This window comes from Chromobacterium paludis (assembly GCF_008275125.1).
In the GTDB taxonomy this organism is placed as follows: domain Bacteria; phylum Pseudomonadota; class Gammaproteobacteria; order Burkholderiales; family Chromobacteriaceae; genus Chromobacterium; species Chromobacterium paludis.
This window is the reverse complement of sequence record NZ_CP043473.1, coordinates 736,489-761,010: the sequence shown is the minus strand read 5'-3', so window position 1 is coordinate 761,010 and position 24,522 is coordinate 736,489. Positions and strand designations below refer to the sequence as shown.

Sequence of the window (24,522 nt, the reverse complement as noted above, 5' to 3'; positions counted from 1 at the left end):
GAGCCCACGAAACGACACGAAAAAGAGGTGCTCCATTTCAGGACATCTGATCTGGATGCTTTTCGTGTCATTCATGTTTTCCGTGGCTCAAACCGCATTTCTTTCGGCTAAATAATTTAAATCACGCCCAGCTCGCGGCCCACCTTGATGAAGGCGGCCACGGCTTTCTTCACCTGCTCCTCGCTGTGCGCGGCGGACATCTGGGTGCGGATGCGCGCCTTGCCCTTGGGCACCACCGGGTAGGAGAAGCCGATCACGTACACGCCTTCGGCCAGCAGCTTGGCCGCCATTTCCCCGGCCAGGCGCGCGTCGCCCAGCATCACCGGGATGATCGGGTGCTCGCCCGGCACCAGGGTGAAGCCGGCGGCGGACATTTCCCGGCGGAACAGCTCGGCATTGCGGCGCACCTTGGCGCGCAGCTCGGCGCCTTCGCCGCTCTTCAGGATGTCCAGCACTTCCACGCTGGCGGCGGCGATGGCCGGGGCCAGCGTATTGGAGAACAGATAAGGACGCGAACGCTGGCGCAGCAGGTCCACAATGGGCTGATGCGCGGCGACGTAGCCGCCGGACGCGCCGCCCAGCGCCTTGCCCAGCGTGCCGGTGTAGATGTCGACGCGGTCGGACACGCCGCAATATTCCGGCGTGCCGGCGCCGGTTGCGCCGATGAAGCCCACCGCGTGCGAATCATCCACCATCACCAGCGCGTCGTGGCGTTCGGCCAGATCGCAGATGCCCTTCAGGTCGGCGATGATGCCGTCCATCGAGAACACGCCGTCGGTGACGATCAGCTTGAAGCGGGCGCCGGCGGCTTCGGCGGCCACCAGCTGCGCCTCCAGATCGGCCATGTCGTTGTTCTTGTAGCGGAAGCGCTTGGCCTTGGACAGGCGCACGCCGTCGATGATGGACGCGTGGTTCAGCTCGTCCGAGATCACCGCGTCCTCTTCGGACAGCAGGGTTTCGAATACGCCGCCGTTGGCGTCGAAACAGCTGGAATACAGGATGGTGTCGTCGGCGCCGAGGAAACCGGAGATCGATTTTTCCAGCTGCTTGTGGACAGACTGGGTGCCGCAGATGAAACGCACCGAGGCGCAGCCGTAGCCATACTGGTCCATGCCGGCCTTGGCCGCCAGCACCAGCCGCTTGTCGTCAGCCAGGCCCAGGTAGTTGTTGGCGCAGAAGTTCAGCACATGCTCGCCGCCGGCCAGCGCGATGTCGGCGCTTTGCGGCGTGGCGATCACGCGCTCCGGTTTCTCGAAACCATCGGCCTTGATCTGGGCCAGCGTGGCCTGCAGATGGGCCAGGTAAGTGTGATTCATGACTATCCTTTGCATGGATCGAGCGCGGCATGGCAGGCCGAACCCGAAAACACCGCGCTCCGCCCCTGGCGGCGCGCCACGAAAACTGTAGCCATTCTAGCCCAGCGCCAAGACGGCAAGCAGTGACAGTTGTCAGTGTTTTGGCGGATCTCTGTCACCGTCTTGCAACTTTCGCTCCGCCGCCTCGCCATCGTCGTCCCAGGCCAAGGGCTGCACGCCCGGCGGCAACGGAATGGGGGGCTCGCGCCGTGACAGCCGGGACAGGATGCCCACGACGGTGGCCACCGGCGCCGCGATCACCGCCAGCCAAAACCAGGTAGCGTGCAATACATCCATATATAGCCTCCCACAGCAAAACGCCCCCGCCGCAAATGGGCAAGGGGCGCGGCTCAACGCTTCATTTTATCTCACCGCTGGCGCAGCAGGCGCGCGGCGTCCATCGCGAAATAAGTGAGGATGCCGTCGGCGCCGGCGCGCTTGAACGCCAGCAGGCTTTCCATCATGCACTTCTCTTCATTGAGCCAGCCATTCTGGAAGGCCGCCTTCAGCATGGCGTATTCGCCGGACACCTGATAAGCGAAGGTCGGCACGCGGAAGGTGTCCTTGACGCGGCGGATCACGTCCAGGTACGGCATGCCCGGCTTGATCATCACCATGTCGGCGCCCTCTTCCAGGTCTTGCGCCACTTCCTGGATGGCCTCTTCGATATTGGCCGGGTCCATCTGGTAGCTGTTCTTGTCGGCCTTGCCCAGATTGGCGGACGAGCCCAGCGCGTCGCGGAAGGGGCCATAGAAGCCGGACGAATACTTGGCGGAGTAAGCCAGAATCTTGGTGTGGATAAAGCCCTCTTCTTCGAACGCCTCGCGGATGGCGCCGATGCGGCCGTCCATCATGTCAGACGGGCCGAACACGTCGACGCCGGCCTCGGCATGGCACAGGCCCTGCTTGATCAGGATTTCCGTCGTTTCATCGTTCAGCACATAGCCGCTGGCGTCGATCACGCCATCCTGGCCGTGGATGGTGTAAGGATCCAGCGCGCCGTCGGTCATCACGCCCAGCGCCGGGAAGCGCTTCTTCAGTTCCCGCACCACGCGCGGCACCAGGCCTTCCGGGTTATAGGCCTCGCTGCCCTCGTTATCCTTGCCAGACGTGATCACCGGAAACAGCGACAGCATGGGTATGCCCAGCGCCAACGCCTCTTCCGCCACATACAGCAGCTTGTCCAGCGTCAGACGCGGCGCGCCCGGCATGGATGGCACATCCACCACCTGGCCACTGCCCTCCATCACGAACACCGGATAGATCAGGTCATTGGCAGTCAGCACGTTCTCGCGCATCAGGCGGCGGCTGAACTCATCCTTGCGCATGCGGCGCATGCGGGTGGCGGGAAAATAACGATTGGCAAAAATCATGACAACTACCCCCAGGAAAAGACATCGTCAATTGTACGCCCTTTCCCGGCAGACAGACAGGGCGCGCCCCGCTAGCGCCGCATGACATCAATGATCTTTGCTCATGATTAAATTTCCATCATCACACAAGCATGAATGCAGGCCGCAACCGGGCAAGCACTTCACTCATGCTGGCAAAAAAGTAACAGGTTTTTACAAGATTCCCACGTGATGCAAAAAATTATAAAGTCATAAATTAAGAATTTCATAATTCACAATGAAAATTGCGCAAGATAGGTCAATGATTTTACTAAAATTGCTTTCAAACTATCCATTAACATATAAAAATATTAATGTCATAATTTCAGGATGTTAATTTATATTGATTGACAGCCCAAACCCGTCCAACCGAAACTGAATCCCCCAAGACGGCGGAATACAAAAATTCACCGCCGAACTGCGGCCTCCCGGTCGCTTTCAAACAAAGGGCATTAGAGAAACATGAAGAAAACTATTATCTTTGCCGCCATTGCGGCAGCCATTCCCGCACTCGCTCAAGCTGACGTCAATATCTACGGTTCGCTGCGCGCCGGCGTGTCCGTGACCAAGAACAGCGCCAACAACGACAGCTCCACCTTCGGCGTGGACGACTTCGGCAGCCGCATCGGCTTCAAGGGCAGCGAAGACCTGGGCAACGGCCTGAAGACCATCTGGCAAGTGGAAACCGGCTTCGCCATGGACGGCGCAGCAGGCAGCGGCACCGCCTCCGGCACCTTCGCCAACCGTCAGAGCTTCGTCGGCGTCGACGGCGGCTTCGGCAAGGTGCGCGTAGGCTACCTGGACGACGTGCTGGCCGACACCGAGGCCACCGATAATCTGTACGGCCCGCGCCGCGACGGCATGGGCACCAACTTCCCGCTGTACGAAGGCACCGACCTGTTCTCCTACGGCGACTCCCGCTTCAAGAACAGCGTTCGCTACGACTCCCCGACCTGGAACGGCCTCAACCTGACGCTGCAATACGGCGCGGGCGAAAGCCAGGCCGCCGGCCAGAAGAAACAAGGCGATGGCTATGGCCTGCGTCTGGCCTACCAAAACGCCGGCTTCTTCGGCGCCTTCGCCAACGCCACCAAGCTCAACACCGGCGGCAGCAGCAACAGCTCCACCAACCGCCTGGAAGGCGGCTACAGCGCCAACAATCTATACCTGGCCGCCAGCTACCAGTGGCTGACCACCTATGGCGACGCTTACGCCCAGAACTCCGATGGCACCTCCGCGCTGGCCGGCATCGCCAAATTCCCGACCATCGCCCATACCGGCGTCAATAAGGTGGAAAACGCCACCTGGGCCCTGAACGCCGCTTACACCATCGGCAACTTCAAGCCTTCCGTGGTTTACTCCAAGCGCGGCGACGCCAAGGTAGACGGCGTGCGCTACAGCCTGGGCGGCAGCCAATGGGCCGCTGCGCTGGACTACACCATGAGCAAGCACACCCTGGTGCAAGTGGGCTATGGCGAGCGCAAGGACAGCAAGGACGCGCAAACCATCAACGGCCTCTCCCAAGAGAAGTCGACCCTGGCCTGGGCCATGGTCAAGCACAACTTCTAAGCGAAGTCGTCCCGGTTTGGAATGTGCAGACAGCCGCCCGCTTGGGCGGCTGTTTTGCTTGATACGAGGTCAGTGCCGATGCTGGGCATGGCCTGCAACACCTTCCCATCGCTCAAACCCCTCCTTGTCAGCCGCCGCAGCCAAACGCGCGGACATGAAAAAAGCCAGCCCGGCATGGGCTGGCTTGGCGCGGGGAAGTGCCTCGCTTATTCGAAGAAATCGCGCAGTTTGTCCATGAAGGACTTGGAACGCGGGTTATGCGTGGCCACGTCGCCTTGGCTGATCGCCTCGAACTCGCGCAGCAGCTCTTTCTGGCGCTCGGTCAGCTTGACCGGCGTTTCCACGATCACATGGCAGTGCAGATCGCCGTATTCGGCGCCGCGCACGGCCTTGACGCCCTTGCCGCGCAAGCGGTACACGCGTCCGCTCTGCGTTTCGGGCGAAATCTTGACCTTGGCCATGCCGTCCAAAGTCGGGATTTCCACCTCGCCGCCCAGCGCCGCGGTGGCGAAGGAGATCGGCATTTCGCAATGCAGGTCCATGCCGTCGCGCTGGAACACAGCGTGCTGCTTGATGTGGGTCACCACGTACAAGTCGCCCGACGGACCGCCGTTCTGCCCCGGTTCGCCCTCGCCGCCCAGGCGGATGCGGTCGCCCTCGTCCACGCCGGCCGGAATCTTCACGTTCAGCGTCTTGGTGGTCTTCTTCTGGCCGGCGCCGTGGCAGCTCACGCACGGATCGGTGATCTGCTTGCCGCTGCCGTGGCAGGTGGGGCAGGTCTGCTGGATGGAGAAGAAGCCCTGGCTCATGCGGACCTGGCCGTGGCCGCCGCAGGTGGAGCAGGTCTTGGGCTGAGTGCCCGGCTTGGCGCCGCTGCCGTTGCAAACGGAGCAGGATTCGTGCGACGGGATGCGGATTTGCTTTTCGCAGCCGCGCGCCGCCTCTTCCAGCGTGATTTCCATGTTGTAGCGCAGGTCCGCGCCACGGTAGACATTGGAACGACTGCCGCCGCGCTGGCCGCCGCCGAAGATGTCGCTGAAGATGTCGGCGAAATCGCCGAAGCCGCCAAAGCCCTGGCCGCCGCCGGCGCCGGCCTGCGGGTCGACGCCGGCATGGCCGAACTGGTCATACGCGCTGCGCTTCTGGCTGTCGGACAGGATCTCGTAGGCTTCCTTGACCTCCTTGAACTTGTCCTCGGCTTCCTTGCTGTCCGGATTGCGGTCCGGGTGGTATTTCATCGCCAGCTTGCGATAGGCCTTCTTGATGTCGTCGTCGGACGCATCGCGATTGACGCCCAGCACATCGTAGAAATCTTTTTTCGACATTGTCATTCGCTCTCCGATCAACCGGAACCGCTCCGGCCGATCTGTCGTCTTGATACGGCAAAGGCACAGAGGCCGGCGGAGACGGCTCCCCCATTCCCTGTGCCCCAATCAGTGAAGACTAACGCTTACTTCTTGTCTTTCACTTCTTCGAACTCGGCGTCCACCACATTGCCGTCGTCCTTCTTGTCGCCAGCGGCGGCTTGAGCGCCTTCCGCGCCGCCTTCCGCCTGAGCGGCCTGGGCGTACATGATCTCGCCCAGCTTCTGGCTGGCCTTGGCCAGTTCTTCGGCGCGGGCTTCGATGGCTTCCTTGTCGTCGCCCTTCACCACTTCTTCAGCGGCCTTGATGGCGTCTTCGATCTTGGCCTTTTCGTCGGCGCCGATCTTGTCGCCATGCTCGGACAGAGACTTCTTGATGCTGTGGATCAGGCCTTCGGCGTGGTTGCGCGCGGTCACCAGTTCGTGCAGCTTCTTGTCTTCCTCAGCATTGGCTTCGGCGTCCTTCACCATGCGCTCGATCTCGGCTTCAGACAGGCCGGAGGAGGCTTGGATGGTGATGTTGGCCTGCTTGCCGGAAGCCTTGTCCTTGGCGGACACGTGCAGAATGCCGTTGGCGTCGATGTTGAATTCCACTTCGATCTGCGGAATGCCGCGCGGCGCCGGCGGAATGTCGCCCAGATTGAACTGGCCCAGCGACTTGTTGGCGGCCGCCTTCTCACGTTCGCCCTGCAGCACGTGGATGGTCACCGCGGTCTGGTTGTCGTCGGCGGTGGAGAAGGTTTGCGACGCCTTGGTCGGGATGGTGGTGTTCTTCTGGATCAGCTTGGTCATCACGCCGCCCAGGGTTTCGATGCCCAGCGACAGCGGGGTCACGTCCAGCAGCAGCACGTCCTTACGGTCGCCAGACAGCACGGAGCCCTGGATGGCGGCGCCGACGGCCACGGCTTCATCCGGGTTCACATCCTTGCGCGGCTCCTTGCCGAAGAACTCCTTCACCGCGTCCTGCACCTTGGGCATGCGAGTTTGGCCGCCGACCAGGATCACGTCGGTGATGTCGGACAGCGACACGCCGGCGTCCTTCAGGGCGACACGGCACGGCTCGATGGAGCGGGTGATCAGGTCGTCCACCAGGCTTTCGAACTTGGCGCGGGTGATCTTCATCGCCAAGTGCTTGGGACCGGTGGCGTCCATGGTGATGTAGGGCAGGTTCACTTCGGTCTGGGTGGCGCTGGACAGCTCGATCTTGGCCTTTTCAGCGGCTTCCTTCAGACGTTGCAGCGCCATCACGTCCTTCTTCAGGTCGACGCCTTGTTCTTTCTTGAACTCGGTGACGATGTAGTCGATCAGGCGTTGGTCGAAGTCTTCGCCGCCCAGGAAGGTGTCGCCGTTGGTCGACAGCACTTCGAACTGGTGCTCGCCGTCCACGTCGGCGATTTCAATGATGGACACGTCGAAGGTGCCGCCGCCCAGGTCGTATACCGCGATCTTGCGGTCGCCTTCCTGCTTGGCCAGGCCGAAGGCCAGCGCGGCCGCGGTCGGTTCGTTGATGATGCGCTTCACTTCCAGGCCGGCGATGCGGCCGGCGTCCTTGGTGGCTTGGCGCTGGCTGTCGTTGAAGTAGGCCGGCACGGTGATCACGGCTTCGGTCACTTCTTCGCCCAGGTAGTCTTCGGCGGCCTTCTTCATCTTGCGCAGCACTTCGGCGGAGATTTGCGGCGGAGCCAGTTCTTGGTCGCGCACCTTGACCCAGGCGTCGCCGTTCTTGGCCTTCAGGATTTCAAAAGGCATCAGGTCGATGTCCTTCTGTACTTCCTTGTCTTCGAAGCGGCGGCCGATCAGGCGCTTGGCGGCGTAAATCGTGTTCTTCGGGTTGGTCACGGCCTGGCGCTTGGCCGGCGCGCCCACCAGGATTTCGCCGTCTTCGACGTAGGCGATGATGGACGGGGTGGTGCGGTTGCCTTCGGCGTTTTCGATGACTTTCGGGTTGCCGCCTTCTACCACTGCCACGCAGGAGTTGGTGGTGCCCAGGTCGATACCGATGATTTTACCCATGATCTATTCCTTTTCTCTGATTCGTTCCGGCTTAGGCTGTATGCAATAGCCTTGGCCTGTTGTCTCAATAAATATTGGCTATGCCGATCTTTTCAAGAGCCTGTCGGCGGCCTTTTTTATTCTTTGGCCTTGGCCACCACCACCATGGCCGGACGCAGCACGCGGTCGGCCAGCAGATAACCCTTCTGCATCACGCGGACCACGGTGTTCGGCTCGGCATCGGAGGCTTCGGCGCTCATGGCCTGATGCTGGTGCGGGTCCAGCTTGTCGCCGGCCTTGGGCGCGATGTCCTTGATCTGCGCCTTTTCGAAGGCGGACACCAGCTGCTTCAGCGTCATGTCCACGCCCATCTTCAAGGTGTCGATCTGGCCGCTCTGGTCCAGCAGCGCCATTTCCAGGTAATCCTTGACCGTCACCAGCTCGGCCGCGAATTTGCCGATCGCATATTTATGCGCGGCCGCCACTTCGTCCTGGGCGCGGCGACGCTGGTTCTCCAGCTCGGCGCGGGCGCGCAGCAGGGTGTCGTTCAATTCGGCGATTTCGGCTTCCAGCCCGGCGATATGCTGCTCAGGCGTCTGCTCCAGCTCGGTATGCGCCGCGCTGGCGGTATCGGTCATTTCGTTTTCGACGGCTTCCGCCGCTTGGTTCTGGTTCTCTTGCATGACGTTTCCTCGGAATTGCACCGGCTAAATGGATTTCCAGACCCAAGGTAGGGCCTTTCGCGAGGATTTCAAGCCCCGCCGCACCATCACTTCACTTAAAGACAATCATGCCGCATGCGCATATTCCAACCCTCGTTTTTTCGCATTGGCAACAATTCCGCACATGATGGATTCGTTTAAATAGCCATCTTGTTAGCTTATGAAAACACGGGATTTTTTTGTTGCTGCAGCGCACACAATGCGATTTTTTTGTGCATATAATGGCCCACATCAAGCAGCAAACCGCCTCGACGCGACACGCTTTGCGCCGAGGGCGGACTGAATAAATCGGGCCAACCCGGCCCGGTTTCGATAAAAATCCGGCACACCGGATACGACTTGATCGCTATGAGGACGCCGGCTCCGCCCGGCGAGCAGAGAAACGCTTCGAGAAGGGTTACACAACATGACGACTCGCGAACAACGCATTGCAGCCATCCAAAAAGACTGGGACGAAAACCCGCGCTGGAAAGGCATCAAGCGTGGCTACACCGCCGCCGATGTCGAGCGCCTGCGCGGCTCGCTGCAGGTTGAACATACTCTGGCCCGCAACGGCGCCGAAAAGCTGTGGAATCTGGTCAACAACGAGCCTTACATCAACTGCTTGGGCGCGCTGACCGGCGGCCAAGCGATGCAGCAAGTCAAGGCCGGCGTCAAAGCCATTTATCTGTCCGGCTGGCAAGTGGCCGCCGACAACAACGAATACTCGGCCATGTATCCGGACCAGTCGCTGTATCCGGTGGATTCCGTGCCCAAGGTGGTGGAGCGCATCAACAACGCCTTCACCCGCGCCGATGAAATCCAACACGCCAAGGGCGTGGAGGCCGGCGACAAGGGCTATGTGGACTATTTCGCCCCCATCGTGGCCGACGCGGAAGCCGGCTTCGGCGGCGTGCTGAACGCCTACGAGCTGATGAAGTCCATGATCCGCGCCGGCGCCGCCGGCGTGCACTTCGAAGACCAGCTCGCTTCGGTCAAGAAATGCGGCCACATGGGCGGCAAAGTGTTGGTGCCGACCCAGGAAGCCATCCAGAAGCTGATCGCCGCCCGCCTGGCGGCCGACGTCTACGGCGTGCCCACCCTGGTGATCGCCCGCACCGACGCCGAAGCGGCAGACCTGTTGACCAGCGACGTGGATGCCAACGACCAGCCCTTCCTGACCGGCGAGCGCACCGCCGAAGGCTTCTACAAGACCAAGAAGGGTCTGGAGCAAGCCATCAGCCGCGCCGTGGCCTATGCCGACTACGCCGATCTGGTATGGTGCGAAACCGGCACGCCGGACCTGGAATTCGCCCGCAAATTCGCGGAAGCCGTGCACGCCAAGTACCCGGGCAAGCTGCTGGCCTACAACTGCTCGCCGTCCTTCAACTGGAGAAAGAACCTGGACGATGCCACCATCGCCAAGTTCCAGCGCGAACTGGGCGCCATGGGCTACAAATACCAGTTCATCACCCTGGCCGGCATCCACAGCATGTGGTTCAACATGTACGACCTGGCGCAAGACTACGTGGCGCGCGGCATGTCCGCCTATGTTGAGAAGGTGCAGGAGCCCGAGTTCGCCGCCCGCGACCGCGGTTACACCTTCGTGTCCCACCAGCAGGAAGTGGGCACCGGCTACTTCGACGACGTGACCACCGTGATCCAGGGCGGCGCCTCCAGCGTCACCGCGCTGACCGGCTCCACCGAGGAAGAACAATTCCACTAAAACCGTCACAAACGGCACACAAAACCGGCGAAAACGCCGGTTTTTTTACGCCTTCGAAAATGATAAAGTCATATTTCTGCAATGCAGAATACTCAAAACAAAGATCGCGACACCTTGGAGATTCGTAAATGAAAAAAATACTGGCTGGCAGCCTGATCGTCATGAGCAGCCTGTGCTTCACCGGCTGCACATCCATGCGCGTCATCGCGGACAACCAGCAAGCCCTATCCAGCCTGGCCTCATCGCAGCCAAGCCAGTTGAAGATAGGGGACAAAATCAATATCAAGACCACGGATGGCAAGGAATATGTCTTGGCGCTCGGCGCCCTAGATCAACATGGTCTGGAAGGCACACTCGTCAATACTGACCAAACCGCCAAACTAGCGTGGCAAGATATCAGTTCGATACAAAGAAAAGAGATCGACGGCGCAAAAACCGTAGGCCTGGCGCTATTGCTTGTTGGATTAACCGTTGGCATAGTCGCAGGGTTCAAGAGCTTGGTAAACAGCATGTACCCCCACTGAAACCATCGAAGAATCGCTAGCAAAACCCAACAGAGCGCCTGATCAAGCGCTCCGACGCCAACATCACGCAAATAGAATGACGAGAATGCGCAACGCTGGGGTACTGGTTTGATTAGCGGCTCGACAAACTCACATAGGTTAGCGTGTAGCCGCGATGCGGGCAAAGCCCCGCGCCACTGGCGTGGCGGCAACTGCGGCAATGGCAGTGCGTCACACGGTAAGGCATGCCGCGCAAGCGGTAGCGCACCGCGCCATACAGGTTCGACGACGTGACCACCGTGATCCAGGGCGGCGCCTCCAGCGTCACCGCGCTGACCGGCTCCACCGAAGAAGAACAATTCCACTAAAACCGTCACAAACGGCACACAAAACCGGCGAAAACGCCGGTTTTTTTACGCCTTCAATAATGATAAAGTCATATTTATGCAATGCAGAATACTCAAAACAAAGATCGTGACACCTTGGAGATTCGTAAATGAGAAAAATACTGGCTGGCAGCCTGATCGTCATGAGCAGCCTATGCTTCACTGGCTGCACATCCATGCGCGTCATCGCGGACAACCAGCAAGCCATCAGCAGCCTGGGCGCGCCCGAGCAAAAGCAACTCAAGGCCGGCGACAAGGTCAACGTCAAAACCAATGATGGCAAGCAATACGTTCTCACCTTGAGCGCTGTCGACCAGCAGGGACTGGAAGGCAAGCTTGAGGACGGCAATCAAAACATGCGGCTGCCCTGGCAGGCCATCAATGAAATCCAGCTCAGCGAGGTAGACGGCTGGAAAACGGCGGGCTTGGTCGCCCTCATCGCCGGCATCGTCATCGGCATGGCCTCTGCCTTCACCCACTCCGTGGCGGATCAAGGCTCCCACATATATGATGGTGTCGCGGCCGCAGGCCATTAAACACCATGCCGCATTCCATGCCTCGGAGACCCTGATGAACCTTGCCACCACCGATCTTTGCGACGAATTCGAAAATGAAGTTCACGTTTTGGATCCAATTTTCCAATCCTTCGGCGGCCACGGCCGCTTCCACGGCCAGGTCGTCACCCTGAAGCTGTTCGAGGACAACAGCCTGGTGCGGCAGACGCTGGGCGAGGACGGTCATGGCAAGGTGCTGGTGGTGGACGGCGGCGGCTCACGCCGCTGCGCGCTCTTGGGCGATCAACTGGGCGAGCTGGCGGTGAAAAACGGCTGGGCCGGGCTGGTGATTGATGGCTGCGTGCGCGACAGCGCGGCGCTGGCCACGCTGCCGCTGGGCGTCAAGGCGCTGGCCACGCATCCGCGCAAGTCGGTGAAACGGGACTGCGGCCAGAAAAATATCGCCGTGCGCATCGCCGGCTGCGTCATCGAACCCGGCCAATGGCTATACGCCGATGAGGACGGCGTGATCGTCAGCGCGCGCGCACTGGCCTAGTTGCCGCTACGCTGATGCACCGGCAGCGCGCCCTGCGCGCTGGCGGTGCCCCACTCCAGCCTTTGCTCCCACCAGGTGTGATGTTCCGGCACCAGCGCCTCCGGCGTGTCCAGCGAGGCCGCGGTGATGTCGATCTCTTCCGGGTCGGACTCGTGAAAATAGGTTAGCGTGGAACCGCAATGCGGGCAGAAACCCCGCGATACCGCCGCCGACGAATGGTACTGCACCGGCTTTTCCCCGCGCCACTCCAGCTCATGCACCCGCACGGTGAACCAGGTGACGAAGGCCGCGCCGCTGGCGCGGCGGCAACTGCGGCAATGGCAGTGCGTCACATGGTAAGGCATGCCGCGCAAGCGGTAGCGCACCGCGCCGCACAGGCAACCGCCGCTCAGTCCCATCGCCATGCCGCTCTCCTCCCGGTTCCGCCACCGCCATCGCGGCTAGCCTTCTTTCACTATGCCCCAGCCATGCTGCAAGCGCAAAAAAAACGCGCCGCCCGAAAGTACGGGAGGCGCGTCCGTCGTTTGCTTGCGTCACACAGTCGTCAAAAAAGCTCGGACTGGAATTCGCGCGCGGCATGCGCAGCCAGGTTGAACATCTCCGTAGCCTTGATTTCATCATGCGGCAGGCCCAGGTCTCCGGACTGGTAGGCCATGGCCAGCGTCTGCAGCGCCGCCGGCATTTCCAACTTGGCCGCGCGCTCATACCACTCGCGCGCGCGCCGGGCATCCGCCTTGACGCCGGCACCCTCTTGGTAAGCGATGCCCAGCTGGAACATGGCTTCGGCGCTGCCGCCCGCCGCCGCTTGCTCAAACCAATGCTTGGCCGATGCCAGGTCGCCCGCTTCCTTGGCGCGCAAGCCCAGCACGCAGGATGCGCCGGGGTGCTTGCGCTCCGCCGCCACATTCAGCCAGTGGCTAGACTGGGCGGCACTGGCCGCAACGCCGATACCCTTGGCATACAGCCTGGCCAACTGGAAAGCGGCCGTGCCGCTTCCCCATTCCGCCGCATGGCGGTACCAGGGAACGGCAGCCGCCCAGCCCTTGGCCGTATTGGGCGAGGCGTACGCTTCGGCCAGCGCCAGCGCGGCCGCCGGGTCCTGTCGCTGCGCCCACTCGGTCAGCTTCGCCCACGCCGCGGCATCGCTTGCGTAGACAGCTTGCTGCTTCGTCTCGTCCAGCTGCGCCTGGCTGGGCCGGCCGGCGCAAGCGCCGAGCAGCAGGCAAAGCCCGGTCAGCGCGATCCATTGTTTATTACGCATGATTGGCTCGACGGAGGGCGGCGCCAACCACCCCCCCTGTAGATTTACTGACTCAGATCCACGAGGTAGTCGCCGGTGCCGTCGCCCTTGTCGGTGCCGCCGCTCAGGCCTTTGAGACCCGCAGACTGCGCCAGCGGCAACTGATTGGCGATGCTCTTGAAGCGCACCGGCGCCGCCGTGCTGACCTTGACGAAGCTCCACGGACGGGTCGAACCATACTGAGCCTGGCTCAAATTGCCGTTGGCTTTGATGTAGGCGATCAACACGTCGCGGTTGGCATCAGGCGCCTGAATGATGGTCTTGGTGCCGTCTATGCCCGGGAAATTGCCGCCGCCGCTGGCGCGGTAGTTATTGGTGGCCACCACGAACTGCTGCGTGGGGTCCACCGCCGCGCCGTTATATGTCAGGTTGACGATGCGGCTGCCAACCGGCTTGGTGACGTCGATCTGGTACTGCACGCCGTACATCACGTCGAAGTTGAACACCTGGAAGTTGGGGTTCAGCAGATCCTGCGTCGCGCTGGATGCCGGGTCTATGGTGTTGAACATCTCGGCCGAGCGTTCCAGCCAGTTCTTCAGGTCCGCGCCCGTCACCTTCACTGCCTGCACCGTGTTCGGGTACAAGTACAGGTCGGCGGCGTTGTTGATGGCGATGGCGCCCTTCTGCACGTCGGTGTAGTCGCTGGCGCCATTGCGGCCGGCCTTGAACGGCGCGGAGACCGACAGCACCGGCAGGGAGGCGTATTGCGGCAGATTGGCTTGGATGTATTTCTTGACGTAGTCCTGCTGCGCCATATTGACGATCTGCACCGCGCTGACATCGCCCAGCAGGGCGAAGTAGGTGTTCATGCGGAAGTCAGTGCTGCCTATCGGCGTCTTCACATAATCAATCGTGCCCTGATGCTCGGCAGCCACCAGCTGGCCCACCTTGGGATCGGCCGCCACATAAGTGCCGTCCGCGTTCTTGATCGAGCGCGTTTCCACCGAGCTCTTGTCGTTCTGCACCACCCACTTGCCGCCGCTGAACTTCAGCGTCAGATGGATCAGGCCCAGGCGATTACCCCAGTTGCCGCCCATCACGGTCGGCACGCCGTTGACCAGGCCCTTGGTATTGTCCACGCCCTGCATATTGTTGAACTGCGAGGTGGCGGAGCCGGGGTTGGGGAAGATGTCGTGCGAATGGCCGATCAGCAGCGCGTCGATGCCGGTCTTGGTCAAATGCCAGCTGCCGTTTTCCATGGTCGGGCTATAGGCGGACGGATCCAGGCCGCCGTGCGACAAGGCCACCACCAGATCGGCGCCTTGCTGGCGCATCTGCGGAATATAGGTTTGCGCCGTTTCCTTCAGGCCGGCGGTGATCACCTGGCCCTGCAAGTTCTTCTTGTCCCAGTCCATGATGGTGGGCGGAGTGAAACCGATCACGCCGATATTGATCGGCACCTGAATGGCGCTGCCATCCGGCGCCACGCCGCTGAAGGTGCGCTTCAGCATCGTGTAGGGCTGGAAGATCGGCTTGCCGTCGGCCAGATTATTGACGTTGGCCAGCACCAGCGGATAAGACGGCGCGCCGCAGCCATTCGGCTTGGCGATATTGGCCAGGCGGAAATCGGTATTGGTGACCTGGGACAGGAAAGGCAGGCCGTAATTGAATTCATGGTTGCCTATGGTGCCGGCGTCGTACTTCAGGTAGTTCATCACCTTATGCACAGCCAGCGTGTCCGAGCATTTCACCGGATTGACCACCGCCTGGTAATCGCCCAGCGCCGTGCCTTGAATCAGATCGCCGTCATCCAGCAGCAGGTTATTCGGATACTGCGCGCGCGCCTGCTGAATCAAGGTGGCCGCACGCTCCAAACCAAACGAAGGATTGGCGGCCAGCTTGTAATAATCATAGCTGAGCACGTTTTGATGGATATCGGTGGTTTCCAGCAGCGTCACGTTTACCGTGCTGCCTTCTACCGGTTGATTGCTCGTCGTGGTGGAGCAGCCCGTCAACGCCGCCAGCACCAGGCTGGGCAGCACGAGAGTCTTCATCGTCATCACAAATGCCTTTCGATTTTTATAATGGGCATGAGGCCCAGCGGCATTCTATTCTTTTCGATCAAAAATTTCCGTCTCAAAACATTATTTTTTTATTGCACATCAAACATTAATCTCGAATATTAGAGAAATTCGCCATCGAAAAATAATAAATGTCAAACAATCCATCAAGCAATCAAACAGGCAACCCTCTGCGCGCCCCGCTACCGCCTAAAATGCTATTGGCCAAATGACACGCGCGCCGATGCTCTCGCTTCCCATCAGCCATGTTCGGCATCGGCAATCAGCAGGCTGGCGGAATCATTAAAGCTTTGCCGAATCCACGCCAAGAATGCTTGCCGACGCGCATCGCCAGAAAAAGGCTCCGCCGACAACAGAATATATTCGCTGCCATCCTCGACAAATCCGAATGGCGCGGCCAGTCGGCCATCCAGCATCTCGCTTTCCACCATATAAACTGAAGCCATGGCGACGCCGAGTCCCGAGGCCGCGGCCTGCAGGCTCAGATAAAAGTGTTCGAAGCATTTGCTCCAGGCAGGGTCCGAACCATCTGACCGTCCTGTGCAGCGGTGCCAATCCTCCCAGGCCGAGGGGCGGGACAAGGTATGCAGGCGACAGCGCGCATTCAGATCGCCCTGACTGGCCACCGCCAGGCCGGGCTGACATACCGGCGCCACCCACTCCCGGCCGACCACCTCCGCGTGGTATTCGGATCGCCAGGCGAAATCATTGCGACGCAAGGCCAAATCGACGCGGCAGGCGGAAAAATCGATTTCACCGCCGGCGGCCAGCAAGTGGATCTGTACCGCTGGATGCGCTTGGTGAAATGAAGCCAGCTTGGGAATCAGCCAGCGCATCGCAATGGTTGGCTCACAGGACACCACCAGAGGCTGCTCGTGCGCGGGCGCCTGGAATTCGCGCATGCCCTGCTCCAATCGACGCAGCACATCCGAGCTGACTTCCTGCAAACGCAGACCGGCCCGCGTCAGGAAAACGGCCCGGTTTCGCCTCTCGAATAGCGGATGGCCCAGCATCTCCTCCAGCTGGCGGATTTGCAGGCTGATGGCGCCTTGAGTCAAACAGAGCTCATCGGCGGCGCGGACGAAGCTCAAGTGGCGCGCAGCGGCATCGAAAGCCCGCAGCGCGTTGAGCGAGGGGAGTCTGATTGGACTCATCCATAAGTCTTTTTAATGAAAAACCATTAGCATAAATATGCAATTAAAAATAGTCAATATGGTAATTTTATATTGCAGCTCTCTGAAACCACGACTTTTTTCACTATCCCCATTGGAACACGTAATGAATACCCTGCAGTTGGAAAAAGAGCCATCCACGATCAAGTTCAATCCGTACTCCCGAATGATCGATGATCTCTGCAATACCATCAGCCGTGACGATTTCCTATTCATTGACGGCTTAGATGTGATGACCCTGTTGAAGCAACAAAATCCCAAGGCGCTGACGGACCAGGATGCATTCATTAAGAGCTGGTCCGAACTGGGTCAAGATCACTATATGGCGGATGGAGGCACCTACCGTTTCAGACGGCACGCAACATTCAGCGCCCAAGCAGGCGCCGACACTTTCCACATAGAACCTCATCAGCCGCATTACCAAACCTTGCATTACAACCCCTTGAATGGCGGCATCGCTAGACATTTTCTTCCCATAGCAGAAGACATCCTGCGCGGCGCGACATTGGGTTCCTTGATTCAACTGGGATGCGACCTCTTCAGCAGCCTAGCGCCCTATAACAACTGGCACATTGAAGTCCACCAATTCCGCATCTCTCCGCAGGAGGACGGCGTGGGCAAACCCACTCCCGAAGGCGTGCATCGGGATGGCGTCAGTTACGTCATGATGCTGATGGTGAATCGCGAGAACATCGTTGATGGCCAAACCACGATTTACGATTTGAACAAGACTCCGGTCTCTGGATTCACCCTCAGCCGTCCCTTTGACCTTGCCATTGTCAATGACGAGCACGTTTTCCATGGCGTAACCCCGATTCAGAAACAAGACGCAGCGCATCCTGCCAACCGCGATGTGCTGGTGGTGACATTCAAACGCCGCACCCACGCCTGATCCAGCCCATCCAGCGGCCCTGACTGGGCCGCCAATCCTTGCCAACCAAAAAAGGCCTGCCATATGAACGAAGTGCTTGCTGTCGCCATCATCACCCTGCTCGCCGTCATCAGCCCCGGCGCCGACTTTGCCATGGTCACCCGCAACAGCATCCTGCAAGGGCGCAAGGCGGGCTTGTTATCGGCGACCGGCATCGCGCTTGGGGTGCAATTGCACGTGATGTACACCATGCTGGGCGTGGGCTTGCTCATAGGCCATACGCCCTGGCTGTTCACCACGATCAAACTCTGCGGCGCGGCCTACCTGGTCTATATCGGCGTGCAGACTTTCCGTCAGGAGCCGCATGTGCGCGTCGACCTGCACGCAGGCCAGCCGGTCTCCGCCTGGGGCGCCTTCAAAACCGGCTTTCTGACCAATGCGCTGAACCCCAAGACCACGCTCTTCGTGGTCAGCACCTACACCCAGGTCGTGCATGCGGACACGCCGCTGAGTCTGCAGTTCGGCTACGGCTTGTTCATGTCCTTCGCCCACTGGGCCTGGTTCAGCCTGGTGTCGCTGTTTTTCTCCCACGACGGCCTGCGCGGCGCGATGCTGAGCATGCAACGCCTGCTGAATCGCCTGATCGGCAGCGTGCTGATCGGCCTGGGCGGCACGCTGGCCCTCTCGCCGATGATGCATTGAGGAGGACGCATGAATCTTGCCTGCATAGACATGGAAGGCGTGCTGATTCCCGAGCTGTGGCCCATCATCGCCCGCGAGACCGGCATTCCCGCCCTGGCTGCCACCACGCGGGAGTGTCCGGACTACGCCACGCTGGTCAACCAGCGCATCGCCCTGCTCAAGTCGCATCACATCGGCCTGGCGCGCGTGGTGGATATCTGCGCCGCGCAAGCCCCTTTGCCAGGCGCCATAGAATTTCTCGCCGCGCTCTCGCCCAGCTGGCGCATCCTCATCGTCTCCGACGCCTTTCAGCAAATGCTCGCGCCGCTGCTGGCCCAGCTGGGGAGACCGGACGCGGCCTGTCATGTTTTCGACTGCGACGGGCAGGGTTATATCAATGCCGCCCGCTATACGCGCAGCCAGGGCAAACAGGAGGCCATCGCCGCGGCTCGTCGCGACTACCGCCGCATAATGGCGGTCGGCGACGCGCTGAACGATCTGGCCATGCTGAGGGCGGCGGATCAGGGCTATCTCTTCCGTCCCTCGGCCACCACGCGGCAAGCCCTCCGTCCTGACGATGCATTAACCGTGGAGATTGTGGACGGCTACCCGGCGATTCTTGAACGATGCGCCAGGATATCGGCATGAAAAAAGCGCGCAGCTGAACGCTGCGCGCTTGGTTTGAGGCCGACAGGCGCCGATCAGGCTGGCTGGGTCGGCGTGGCGCCCTTCACTTCCGTCAGTCGATTGTCGCCGTCGACGAATACCAGCTTGGGCGAATGGTTCTTCAGCTCGGCGTCCTCATACTGCGCGAACGACGCGATGATCAGCAGGTCGCCCGGCGCGGCGCGGCGCGCGGCGGAACCATTCACCGAGATCACCCCGGAACCGCGCTCGGCCTTGATGGCGTACGTGGCGAAACGCTCGCCGTTGGTGACGTTCCAGATCTGCACTTCTTCGTATTCAAGAATATCCGCCGCTTCCAGCAGGTTCTCGTCGATGGCGCAGGAGCCGATGTAATGCAGCTCGGCATGCGTGGTGGTCACGCGATGGAGCTTGGACTTGAGCATATTGCGTTGCATGACAGCTTTCCTTCTCGTCCCGACTTAACGGAACACTTCGATATTGTCGATCAGGCGGGTCTTGCCCAGGCGCGCGGCGGCCAACACCACCAGGCGCTTCTCGCCGGCGTGCGCGATTTCCAGCGTATCGGCCTGGCGCACTTCCACGTAGTCCACCGTCCAGCCTGCGGCGGCCAGGTCGTCGCGCGCGGCGGTTTCCAGCGCCGCGTAATCCTGGCGGCCAGCCAGCAGGCCGTCGCGGATGGCGGTCAGATTGCGGTACAGGCGCGGCGCCTCGGCGCGTTCTTCCGGCGTCAGGTAGCCATTGCGCGAGGACAGCGCCAGGCCGTCGGCGGCGCGGCCGGTATCCACCGGCACGATGGCGATGGGGGAGTTCAAATCATCCACCATGGCCTGGATCACGTGCAGTTGCTGGTAGTCCTTCTTGCCGAAACAGGCCAGGTCCGGCTGCACGATGTTGAACAGCTTGGTGACAACCGTGGCCACGCCGCGAAAATGGCCGGGACGGAAGGCGCCGCACAGCTCGTTCTGGATGTGCGGCGGCTCCACGTTGAAGTCCTGCTTCACGCGCGGGTACAGCTCGCGCTCGGACGGGAAAAACAGCGCGTCCACGCCGGCGGCGCGCAGCTTGTCGCAATCGGCATCGAACGTGCGCGGATAGGCGTCGAAGTCCTCTCCCTGGCCAAACTGCAGCCGGTTGACGAAGATGCTGACGACGACCTTGTCCGCCTGCTCGCGCGCGGCTTTGACCAGCGCCAGATGCCCCTCGTGCAGATTGCCCATGGTGGGGACAAAGGCCAGCTTGCCGGCATGTTTGCGCCAGGCGCGCATCTCGGCCACGGTACGGATGATTTCCATCGCTTGCGTCTCTCCCTGGCTCAGTAAGTGTGTTCCGCGGCCGGGAAGGTCTTGTCCTTCACCGCCTTGACGTAGGCCTGGATAGCGCCCTGGATGCTGCCGGCCTCTTCCATGAAGTTCTTGACGAACTTGGCCTTCTTGCCCGGGTACACGCCCAGCATGTCTTGCAGCACCAAGACTTGGCCGGATGTGTCCACGCCAGCGCCTATGCCTATGGTCGGCGTATCGACGGCTTCCGTGATCGCCTTGGCCAGCTCCGCCGGCACGCACTCCATCACGATCAGGCTGGCGCCGGCTTCGGACAGCGCCTTGGCGTCGTTCATCACGCGCTGCCCGTCATCGCCGCGGCCTTGCACGCGGTAGCCGCCGAAGGCATTGACGAACTGCGGGGTCAGGCCGATGTGGGAACACACCGGGATGCCGCGCTCCACCAGGAAGCGGGTGGTCTCGGCCATATAGGCGCCGCCCTCCAGCTTCACCATGTGCGCGCCGGCCTGCAGCAGGCGGGCGGCGTGGGCGAAGGCTTGCTGCGGGCTTTCCTGGTAAGCGCCGAAAGTCATGTCGCCCAGGATCAGCGCGTTCTTGCTGCCGCGCGCCACGCAGCGGATGTGGTAAAGCATGTCCGCCTCGCTGACCGGCAGCGTGGAATCGATGCCCTGCATCACCGGGCCCAGCGAGTCGCCGACCAGCAGGATTTCCACGCCCGCCTCGTCCAGCAGGCTGGCGAAGCTGGCGTCGTAACAGGTCAGCATGGTGATCTTCTGGCCTTCCGCGGCCAGCTTGTGCAAGGTATTGACGGTTATTTTCATCTCTCGACTTCCTCGTGTTCCATCGGCGGCGCCACGCGGAGAACTCCGTATCAGGCGCTCTTGTTGAAATAACTGCGTTGACCGCGCATGTCGGCAATGCAGCGGATCAATAACTCGAAGTCCTCTTCGCCGTCCACCAGATTCAGGTGATCGGTGTTGACGATCAGCAACGGCGCGGCCTCGTATTGATGGAAAAACTCGCTATATCCGGCGTGAACGCGCTTGAGATAGCCTTCCGGGAAATTCACCTCATAATCGATGGCCCGCGCCGCCACGCGCTGCAGCAGCGTCTCTTCCGATGCCTGCAGATAGATCACCAGGTCCGGCACCGGGTATTCCGGCAGGGCCAGCCGGGCCAGGCGGCGGTACAGCGCCAGCTCGTGCTCATCCAGATTCAGCCGCGCGAACAGCTCGTCTTTCTCGAACAGAAAATCCGACACCAAGGGGGCGGCCATCAACTCGCCATGCAGCATCTCGCGCGCGATGTCCGCGCGCTGCGTCAGAAAACTGAGCTGGGTAGACAGCGCATGCGCCGGCATATTGCGGTAGAAGCGCGGCAAGAACGGATTGGCGGCAGGGTCTTCCGCCTTCAGTTGCACGCCCCAGTAGGCGGACAAGCGCTTGGCCAGCGAGGACTTGCCGGAGCCTATCGGCCCCTCCACCACCACGTATCGCAAATGACTCATGTTCTTCCTGTTCTCGAGCGGATTCAGCCAGCCTCCGGCAGCCGTTCTATGCCGTCCCCCGCCAACGCGGCGGCCAGCGCGGACACGTCGCCCACGCCAGGCAAGTCTTGCCCGGCGGCGATTTCGGCCAGCGGCACCATGACAAAGGCGCGTTCGCGCATGCGCGGGTGCGGCAACACCAGTTCCGCCTCCGACATTATGACGCCATCGTAATGCAAAAGGTCAAGATCCAGAACCCTAGGCGCGTTGCGGAAGCTGCGCTGGCGGCCGAAGCGTTGCTCGATGGCAAACAACTCCGCCAACAATGCCGCAGGCGGCAAGTCCGTTTCCAGGGCCGCCACGGCATTGATGAAATCGGGCTGATCGGCGTAGCCCACCGGCGCCGTGCGGTATAGGGATGAATGGCGCAGCAGCGCGCTGCCGGGCAAATGGCCAAGGGCCGCGAGCGCGGCCCTCACCTGCTGTTCAGGCTGCTCCAGGTTGCTGCCCAGAGCGACATAAGCCAGCGTCACTCGGCGCTCTCCCCGCCGCCCTCGGTTTTGCGGCGGCCGCCGCTGCGGCGGCGACGTCGCTTCTTGGCCGGCTCCTCGGCGCCGCCAGCCTTGGCCTCGGCGATCAGGCGCTCGCACTCGGCGCCGTCGGCGCGCTGGAAGGCCTCCCACCATGCCACCAGCTCGCGCGGCACCTCGCCCGCTTCGCTGCGCAAGGCCAGGAAGTCATAGGCGGCGCGGAAACGCGGCTGTTCCAGGAAGCGATACGGGCGCGCCCCGGTGCGGTTGTCGAAGCGCGCCTGCAGGGTCCAGATTTCGCGCATGGTCACGCTGAAGCGGCGCGGAATGGCCAGATCGTTCTCTTGCTCGGACTCGACTTCGTCGATGGCGGCCATCAGCGCCGGCAGGCTCTTCTCGCCCTCGGCGACGCGCTTTTGCCAGCCCTGGTTCACCTGGCGCCACAGCAAGGTGGCCAGCAGGAAGCCGACGGAGATCGGTTTGTCGGCGCGCAAGCGCGCGTCGGTGCTTTCCAGGCTCAGGCGCAGGAAGGCGTCGTCGCCCTGCTCGTCCATCACCGCGTCCAGCAGCGGGAACACGCCGCGCGCCAGGCCCTCGTCGCGCAGCTTTTTCAGGCAGGCGTAGGCCTGGCCGGACATCAAGAGCTTGAGCATCTCGTCGAACAAACGCGCCGCCGGCTCTTTTTTCAGCAGATGCGCGTGGGCGCGGATAGGCTTCTTGGTGTCTTCGTCGATCTCGAAGCCCAGCTTGGCCGCCAAGCGCACCGCGCGCAGCATGCGCACCGGGTCTTCCTGATAGCGGCGGGCCGGCTGGCCTATCATCACCAGCTTCTTGGCGTGCAGGTCCTTGACGCCGTGGTGGTAGTCGATGACGGTCTCGTCGGACGGATCGTAGAACAACGCGTTGACAGTGAAATCGCGTCGATGCGCGTCCTCTTCCTGGCTGCCGAAGCTGTTGTCGGCCATGATGCGGCCGGTTTCATTGGTGTCGTCGACGCTGCCGCCGCGGAAAGTGGTCACCTCTATGGTTTCCGGGCCCATCATCACATGGACGATGCGGAAACGGCGGCCAATGATGCGGGAGCGGCGGAACAGGTGATGCACCTGCTCCGGCGTGGCGTTGGTCGCCACGTCGAAGTCCTTGGGCGACACGCCCAGCATCAGGTCGCGCACGGCGCCGCCCACCACGTAGGCGGCGTAGCCGGCCTCCTGCAGGCGGCTGGTCACGCGCAGCGCGGCGGAGCTCAGTTGGTCGCGACGGACGCCATGCTGCGGCAGCGGGTAGACGCGGGGCTTGCCGCGGCGCTTGCCCATGGGCAGCTCCAGGACTTTACGGATTAGCTTGCGGATCATGTGGTGGAAGATAGTGGCTTGGAATGCTGGATTCGCAAGGTTAGGGATACAAGCGGGCGATTATAGCCCGAATCTTTACGGAAAATACACATCACGCGCTCCCGCCTCCGCAACTTGTTCCAGACTGAATGGCCTGGCCGGCCTTTTCATTATGGTTCAGCCAGATAGCGGGCCAGGCAAGTTTGCAGATGCTCGCGCAAGGCCGTTACCGCCGGCGACAGCATCAAGCGGTGCGGCGTCACCAGATAGAGCGGCGCCGCCTCCGTCTCATACCCCTCCAGCAGGGGCAGCAGCCGGCCGGCGCGCAAATCGGCCAGCACGTCCAGCCCTGACTTGTACGCTATCCCCCTGCCCTCCCCCGCCCAGCGCCGCACGATTTCGCCGTCGTCGCTCATCCAGCGGCCGCTCACCGCCACCGTCTGCCGCTCGCCGCCGCGTTCAAAGCTCCAGCGCTCGTGCACCGCCTCGCCCAACACCAGCCGCAGGCACTCGCGCTCGCGCAGGGCCGGCGGCGCGTCCGGCGCGCCGTGCCGCGCCAAGTAATCCGGCGAGGCGCACAACACCCGCTTATTGTCCGGCGCCAGCGGCAAGGCCACCAGGCTGGAATCCTCCGGCACGCCGTAACGCAGCGCCACGTCCACCGGCTGGCGGTAGAGATCCGCCACCCGGTCGCTGACGCGCAGCTGCAGGCTCAGCCCCGGGTGGCGCGCCAGGAAATCGTCCACCCAGGGCCTAAGCACGTTACGCCCCAAATCGGACGGCATGGACAGGGATAGGCTGCCGGCCAAGGCCTGGCGATCCTGCGCCAGCGCGCGGCCGCCGGCCGCCAGCGCGTCCAAGGCCGCGCGCGCATGCTCCAGATAGCGCTCGCCGGCCAGCGTCAGCCTCAGGCTGCGCGTGGAGCGGGCCAACAGTTGCGCGCCCACCTCCGCCTCCAGCCGCTTCAGCGCGGCGCTGGCCACCGCCGGGCTCAAATCGAGCAGCCGCGCCGCCGCGGACAGGCTGCCCAGGTCCGCCGCGCGGATGAAGACCTGCAAATCGTCCAATCTGATCATTTTATCAATTTAATTTTGAAATTGATTCCAATAATAGCTGGATTTTCTCTCAATCAAATAGCAATACCATGCAGGCACTGATTCACGCCA

26 protein-coding genes are annotated in these 24,522 nt (G+C 61.6%); 8 read left to right on the top strand and 18 right to left on the bottom strand.

Annotated features, from left to right (window positions below; translation table 11 throughout):
- Window positions 1-116: 116 nt before the first annotated feature.
- The 3 genes from FYK34_RS03440 to hemB all read right to left on the bottom strand — a co-directional run bounded on the left by FYK34_RS03440 (window position 117) and on the right by hemB (window position 2,728).
- A complete protein-coding gene (locus tag FYK34_RS03440) occupies window positions 117-1,316 on the bottom strand; it encodes a glycine C-acetyltransferase (RefSeq protein WP_149295064.1) in 1,200 nt (399 codons plus the stop codon).
- Window positions 1,317-1,448: 132 nt separating this feature from the next.
- Entirely contained in the window at window positions 1,449-1,652 is a 204-nt protein-coding gene (locus tag FYK34_RS03435) for a hypothetical protein (RefSeq protein WP_149295063.1), read from the bottom strand.
- Window positions 1,653-1,723: 71 nt separating this feature from the next.
- Entirely contained in the window at window positions 1,724-2,728 is a 1,005-nt protein-coding gene (gene hemB / locus FYK34_RS03430) for a porphobilinogen synthase (protein WP_149295062.1), read from the bottom strand.
- Window positions 2,729-3,208: 480 nt separating this feature from the next.
- On the opposite strand from hemB, the gene FYK34_RS03425 reads away from it, so the two are divergent.
- On the top strand, window positions 3,209-4,315 hold the full coding sequence (locus tag FYK34_RS03425) for a porin (RefSeq protein WP_149295061.1): 1,107 nt from the start codon (window positions 3,209-3,211) through the stop codon (window positions 4,313-4,315).
- A gap of 206 nt (window positions 4,316-4,521) precedes the next feature.
- Here the strand turns inward: FYK34_RS03425 and dnaJ are convergent, their stop codons facing one another.
- From dnaJ to grpE, 3 genes are all read right to left on the bottom strand, one after another.
- The gene (gene dnaJ, locus FYK34_RS03420; protein WP_149295060.1) at window positions 4,522-5,640 is read right to left on the bottom strand and encodes a molecular chaperone DnaJ; all 1,119 of its coding nucleotides are present in this window, start codon (window positions 5,638-5,640) and stop codon (window positions 4,522-4,524) included.
- 125 nt (window positions 5,641-5,765) lie between these two features.
- Window positions 5,766-7,691 carry a molecular chaperone DnaK gene (gene dnaK / locus FYK34_RS03415; RefSeq protein ID WP_149295059.1) on the bottom strand — a complete coding sequence of 642 codons (1,926 nt, stop codon included), beginning with the start codon at window positions 7,689-7,691 and terminating at the stop codon, window positions 5,766-5,768.
- A 116-nt stretch (window positions 7,692-7,807) separates the two neighbouring features.
- Window positions 7,808-8,353 carry a nucleotide exchange factor GrpE gene (gene grpE / locus FYK34_RS03410; RefSeq protein WP_149295058.1) on the bottom strand — a complete coding sequence of 182 codons (546 nt, stop codon included), beginning with the start codon at window positions 8,351-8,353 and terminating at the stop codon, window positions 7,808-7,810.
- A 445-nt stretch (window positions 8,354-8,798) separates the two neighbouring features.
- On the opposite strand from grpE, the gene aceA reads away from it, so the two are divergent.
- Complete coding sequence (gene aceA / locus FYK34_RS03405; RefSeq protein WP_149295057.1) at window positions 8,799-10,097, top strand: isocitrate lyase; 1,299 nt, start codon at window positions 8,799-8,801, stop codon at window positions 10,095-10,097.
- Window positions 10,098-10,225: 128 nt separating this feature from the next.
- Window positions 10,226-10,621, top strand: a complete 396-nt coding sequence (locus FYK34_RS03400; protein WP_149295056.1) for a hypothetical protein — start codon at window positions 10,226-10,228, stop codon at window positions 10,619-10,621.
- Window positions 10,622-10,733: 112 nt separating this feature from the next.
- On the opposite strand, the gene FYK34_RS21225 is transcribed toward FYK34_RS03400, so the two are convergent.
- Window positions 10,734-10,868 (bottom strand): GFA family protein, encoded by a 135-nt coding sequence (locus tag FYK34_RS21225; RefSeq protein ID WP_456236750.1) that lies wholly within the window; start codon window positions 10,866-10,868, stop codon window positions 10,734-10,736.
- Window positions 10,869-11,096: 228 nt separating this feature from the next.
- Between FYK34_RS21225 and FYK34_RS03390 the strand changes: the two genes are divergently transcribed.
- Together FYK34_RS03390 and rraA are read left to right on the top strand one after the other, a co-directional pair.
- Window positions 11,097-11,522, top strand: coding sequence for a hypothetical protein (locus FYK34_RS03390; RefSeq protein WP_149295055.1), 426 nt, complete (start codon window positions 11,097-11,099; stop codon window positions 11,520-11,522).
- Between the two features lie 34 nt (window positions 11,523-11,556).
- A complete protein-coding gene (gene rraA / locus FYK34_RS03385) occupies window positions 11,557-12,036 on the top strand; it encodes a ribonuclease E activity regulator RraA (RefSeq protein ID WP_149295054.1) in 480 nt (159 codons plus the stop codon).
- On the opposite strand, the gene FYK34_RS03380 is transcribed toward rraA, so the two are convergent.
- The 4 genes from FYK34_RS03380 to FYK34_RS03365 form a co-directional block, all read right to left on the bottom strand.
- A complete protein-coding gene (locus FYK34_RS03380) occupies window positions 12,033-12,440 on the bottom strand; it encodes a GFA family protein (RefSeq protein WP_231137362.1) in 408 nt (135 codons plus the stop codon). The genes rraA and FYK34_RS03380 overlap by 4 nt on opposite strands.
- Window positions 12,441-12,580: 140 nt before the next feature.
- The gene (locus tag FYK34_RS03375; protein WP_149295053.1) at window positions 12,581-13,297 is read right to left on the bottom strand and encodes a tetratricopeptide repeat protein; all 717 of its coding nucleotides are present in this window, start codon (window positions 13,295-13,297) and stop codon (window positions 12,581-12,583) included.
- A gap of 44 nt (window positions 13,298-13,341) precedes the next feature.
- Window positions 13,342-15,336 (bottom strand): bifunctional 2',3'-cyclic-nucleotide 2'-phosphodiesterase/3'-nucleotidase, encoded by a 1,995-nt coding sequence (locus tag FYK34_RS03370; RefSeq protein ID WP_149295052.1) that lies wholly within the window; start codon window positions 15,334-15,336, stop codon window positions 13,342-13,344.
- 260 nt (window positions 15,337-15,596) lie between these two features.
- The gene (locus FYK34_RS03365) at window positions 15,597-16,511 is read right to left on the bottom strand and encodes a LysR substrate-binding domain-containing protein (protein WP_149295051.1); all 915 of its coding nucleotides are present in this window, start codon (window positions 16,509-16,511) and stop codon (window positions 15,597-15,599) included.
- A gap of 124 nt (window positions 16,512-16,635) precedes the next feature.
- Between FYK34_RS03365 and FYK34_RS03360 the strand changes: the two genes are divergently transcribed.
- The 3 genes from FYK34_RS03360 to thrH all read left to right on the top strand — a co-directional run bounded on the left by FYK34_RS03360 (window position 16,636) and on the right by thrH (window position 18,729).
- Window positions 16,636-17,421, top strand: coding sequence for a 2OG-Fe dioxygenase family protein (locus FYK34_RS03360; protein ID WP_196782600.1), 786 nt, complete (start codon window positions 16,636-16,638; stop codon window positions 17,419-17,421).
- A 63-nt stretch (window positions 17,422-17,484) separates the two neighbouring features.
- Window positions 17,485-18,102, top strand: a complete 618-nt coding sequence (locus FYK34_RS03355) for a LysE family translocator (protein ID WP_149295050.1) — start codon at window positions 17,485-17,487, stop codon at window positions 18,100-18,102.
- A 9-nt stretch (window positions 18,103-18,111) separates the two neighbouring features.
- Window positions 18,112-18,729, top strand: a complete 618-nt coding sequence (thrH, locus tag FYK34_RS03350) for a bifunctional phosphoserine phosphatase/homoserine phosphotransferase ThrH (RefSeq protein WP_149295049.1) — start codon at window positions 18,112-18,114, stop codon at window positions 18,727-18,729.
- A 53-nt stretch (window positions 18,730-18,782) separates the two neighbouring features.
- Here the strand turns inward: thrH and panD are convergent, their stop codons facing one another.
- From panD to FYK34_RS03315, 7 genes are all read right to left on the bottom strand, one after another.
- Entirely contained in the window at window positions 18,783-19,163 is a 381-nt protein-coding gene (panD, locus tag FYK34_RS03345) for an aspartate 1-decarboxylase (RefSeq protein WP_043573938.1), read from the bottom strand.
- 24 nt (window positions 19,164-19,187) lie between these two features.
- Complete coding sequence (gene panC, locus FYK34_RS03340; protein ID WP_149295048.1) at window positions 19,188-20,021, bottom strand: pantoate--beta-alanine ligase; 834 nt, start codon at window positions 20,019-20,021, stop codon at window positions 19,188-19,190.
- A gap of 20 nt (window positions 20,022-20,041) precedes the next feature.
- Window positions 20,042-20,830, bottom strand: coding sequence for a 3-methyl-2-oxobutanoate hydroxymethyltransferase (gene panB / locus FYK34_RS03335; RefSeq protein ID WP_149295047.1), 789 nt, complete (start codon window positions 20,828-20,830; stop codon window positions 20,042-20,044).
- Window positions 20,831-20,880: 50 nt separating this feature from the next.
- Complete coding sequence (locus tag FYK34_RS03330) at window positions 20,881-21,516, bottom strand: deoxynucleoside kinase (RefSeq protein WP_149295046.1); 636 nt, start codon at window positions 21,514-21,516, stop codon at window positions 20,881-20,883.
- A gap of 23 nt (window positions 21,517-21,539) precedes the next feature.
- Window positions 21,540-22,028, bottom strand: coding sequence for a 2-amino-4-hydroxy-6-hydroxymethyldihydropteridine diphosphokinase (folK, locus tag FYK34_RS03325; protein WP_149295045.1), 489 nt, complete (start codon window positions 22,026-22,028; stop codon window positions 21,540-21,542).
- Window positions 22,025-23,377 (bottom strand): polynucleotide adenylyltransferase PcnB, encoded by a 1,353-nt coding sequence (gene pcnB, locus FYK34_RS03320; protein ID WP_149295044.1) that lies wholly within the window; start codon window positions 23,375-23,377, stop codon window positions 22,025-22,027. The genes folK and pcnB overlap by 4 nt, the downstream gene beginning before the upstream one ends.
- Before the next feature lie 149 nt (window positions 23,378-23,526).
- Entirely contained in the window at window positions 23,527-24,432 is a 906-nt protein-coding gene (locus FYK34_RS03315) for a LysR family transcriptional regulator (protein ID WP_149295043.1), read from the bottom strand.
- Between the last annotated feature and the right edge of the window lie 90 nt (window positions 24,433-24,522).